This window comes from Massilia phosphatilytica (assembly GCF_977014125.1).
On the sequence record NZ_CDRNIL010000067.1, the window covers coordinates 1 to 2,822 of the forward strand.

Annotated in this window: 4 protein-coding genes and 1 pseudogene; 2 read left to right on the forward strand and 3 right to left on the reverse strand. The window is 57.3% G+C overall.

Translation table 11 applies throughout. The features are described 5' to 3' along the window. From ACWNCF_RS02400 to ACWNCF_RS02410, 3 genes and pseudogenes are all read right to left on the reverse strand, one after another. Positions 1–205, reverse strand: a 205-nt coding sequence (locus ACWNCF_RS02400; protein WP_449405890.1) for a hypothetical protein, incomplete at its 3' end; no start/stop codon positions are given. Then, the gene (locus tag ACWNCF_RS02405; protein WP_449405887.1) at positions 105–407 is read right to left on the reverse strand and encodes a contractile injection system protein, VgrG/Pvc8 family; all 303 of its coding nucleotides are present in this window, start codon (positions 405–407) and stop codon (positions 105–107) included. The genes ACWNCF_RS02400 and ACWNCF_RS02405, both read right to left, overlap by 101 nt. Positions 408–479: 72 nt before the next feature. Next, positions 480–1,171 (reverse strand): annotated as a pseudogene (locus tag ACWNCF_RS02410) (integrase core domain-containing protein); the annotation flags it as partial. Between the two features lie 175 nt (positions 1,172–1,346). Here ACWNCF_RS02410 and ACWNCF_RS02415 point away from each other — a divergent pair. Next, positions 1,347–2,327 carry an IS481 family transposase gene (locus ACWNCF_RS02415; protein WP_449405888.1) on the forward strand — a complete coding sequence of 327 codons (981 nt, stop codon included), beginning with the start codon at positions 1,347–1,349 and terminating at the stop codon, positions 2,325–2,327. 14 nt (positions 2,328–2,341) lie between these two features. After that, the coding region (locus ACWNCF_RS02420) for a contractile injection system protein, VgrG/Pvc8 family (protein ID WP_449405889.1) at positions 2,342–2,822 on the forward strand (481 nt) is incomplete at its 3' end.

Below are 2,822 nucleotides of genomic sequence, written 5' to 3' on the forward strand. Positions count from 1 at the left end.
GGGGATTACCCTGGTAATTGGGCGCCTTGTAATCGTTGGTTCTGATCGTGAATTGGCTTGGGGTCAGGTGGCGATTCAGGCTCCAGTGCACGATTTTGTCCAACTCATCCTCTGTGCTTCCACGGTGGAAGTAAATCTGCCGTCGTTCGCAGGCCTGAGGTGATGGTGTTGCGTCGGTAATGACGGAGCAGGTGACCGTTGCCATCCGTGCTGCTCGTGGTAGCTGTACCAGCCTTCTCTTCCATCAACCGCTGGACAAAATTCCAGTCAGTTTCATACTGCGTACAGTAAGAACGTGACGAAACTCGCCCGGTCAGATCAAAGCGGAATCTTCCGCGCGCCTGGGGATGCAGCAGAAACACATCGGCCAAAATGTCGTCGGTTTTGGCCTCGCCATATTCGCGCATCTTTACGGAATTTTAAGAAATGTAACCATGGCGCGAATGAAAGCTGGCAAAACGTCAGATCGCCGTCGCTGCCTAACTGTCAAGACCCGGCTGGTTATACACGCGTTCCTGAAGATTCCAGGGCGTTTTTCATGCCAGTCCTTGAGCGCCTGAACAGGTGTTTTATGGTTGAGCGCTCGCTGCGGAATGCTGTGGTTATAAATCTTGACGTAATTGCGCAGCGTCGATTCCAGGTCGGCGGCTGAACCGAAGCGCGTCTGGTTGACGATGTCGCTGATGCGGCCGTTAAAGCGCTCGACCATGCCGTTGGTCTGCGGGTGGCGAGGAGGAATGAGGCGGTGCTCGATGCCGAACTGCTTGCCGGGTCGAACACGCGTGTGCCGCCGGGTTCTTCTTCTTGCCGCCAGCCGTGAAGCGATCAGTGAACTGGCTGCCGTTGTCGGTCAACAGCTTGATGATCTGGACGGGAAGCCGACGCACCTTCGCCAGGAAATCGACGCTGCTGCTGTCGGTCTGGTCGGCATACAGTTCGATGTAGACCCAACGTGTGGCGCGGTCGATGGCGACGAACAGGTAGCGCCGCGACGTCTCGTCGGGCATCTGCGGAGGCACTCGAGATCGATGTGCACGAAGCCCGGCTCGCAATCCTCGAATGTCTTTTTCGCGGACCGGCGTGGCGCCTTCCCGCCCTCCGACCAGGTCGCGCAGGTCCGAGCCGGACGGCGCAGGCACTCAGCCGGCACACGAGAGACGGCTGGATCGACGAGTTGACGCGCCATGGTGAAGATCGGATAGGTCCAGACCGGCACAGCTTCGGCGGTAGCCGCGAGCACCGTGTTTAGACTCGTGGGATCATGTACCCATCCGTAGCTGGCCGCTCTTCAAGGCCAGGAACGTTTTGCGTACACTGTTCCAATCCGATCTTTCACCGGCAATTCAATGACCCAAGCGCTGCACAGCCAAGCTCGTACGACCCACCTGATCCGCGAGGAAATCAGAAACTCGACGCTCCCCCAAGCCGAACTGGCCAGACTGTACAACGTCACTCGCCAGACTATCCGGAAGTGGCAGAACCGCGATACACCGGAAGACAAATCGCACGCGCCGGTCAAGATGTACACCACGTTGTCGCCCGAACAGGAACTCATTGTGGTGGAACTGCGCAAGACGCTGCTGTTACCGACCGACGACCTGCTGACGATCACGCGTGAATTCATCAATCCAGCCGTCTCTCGTGCCGGCCTGGGGCGCTGCCTGCGCCGTCATGGAGTCTCGGACCTGCGCGACCTGGTCGAGCGGGAAGGCGCCACGCCGGTCACGAAAAAGACATTCAAGGATTACGAGCCGGGCTTCGTGCACATCGATATCAAGTACCTGCCGCAGATGCCCGACGAGACGTCGCGGCGCTACCTGTTCGTCGCCATCGACCGCGCCACACGTTGGGTCTACATCGAACTGTATGCCGACCAGACCGACAGCAGCAGCGTCGATTTCCTGGCGAAGGTGCGTCAGGCTTGCCCCGTCCAGATCATCAAGCTGTTGACCGACAACGGCAGCCAGTTCACTGATCGCTTCACGGCTGGCGGCAAGAAGAAAGAACCCAGCGGCACACACGTGTTCGACCGGCTGTGCAAGCAGTTCGGCATCGAGCACCGCCTCATTCCTCCTCGCCACCCGCAGACCAACGGCATGGTCGAGCGCTTTAACGGCCGCATCAGCGACATCGTCAACCAGACGCGCTTCGGTTCAGCCGCCGACCTGGAATCGACGCTGCGCAATTACGTCAAGATTTATAACCACAGCATTCCGCAGCGAGCGCTCAACCATAAAACACCTGTTCAGGCGCTCAAGGACTGGCATGAAAAACGCCCTGAATTGTTCAGGAAGCGCGTGTATAACCAGCCGGGTCTTGACAGTTAGGCAGCGACGGCGATCTGACGTTTTGCCAGCTTTCATTCGCGCCATGGTTACATTTCTTAAAATTCCGTAAAGATGCGCGAATATGGCAAGACAAGAAAACCGACGACATTTTGGCCGATGTGTTTTCTGTGCATCCCCAGGCGCGCGGAAAATTCCGCTTTGATCTGACCGGGCCGGTTTCGTCACGTTCTTACTGTACGCAGTATGAAACTGACTGGAATTTTGTCCAGCGGTTGATGGAAGAAGAAGGCTGGTACAGCTACCACGAGCAGCACACGGATGGCAACGGTCACCTGCTCGTCATTACCGACGCAACACATCACCTCAGGCCTGTCGAACGACGGCAGATTTACTTCCACCGTGGAAGCACAGAGGATGAGTTGGACAAAATCGTGCACTGGAGCCTGAATCGCCACCTGACCCCAAGCCAATTCACGATCAGAACCAACGATTACAAGGCGCCCAATTACCAGGGTAATCCCCCCGTTTTTAGAG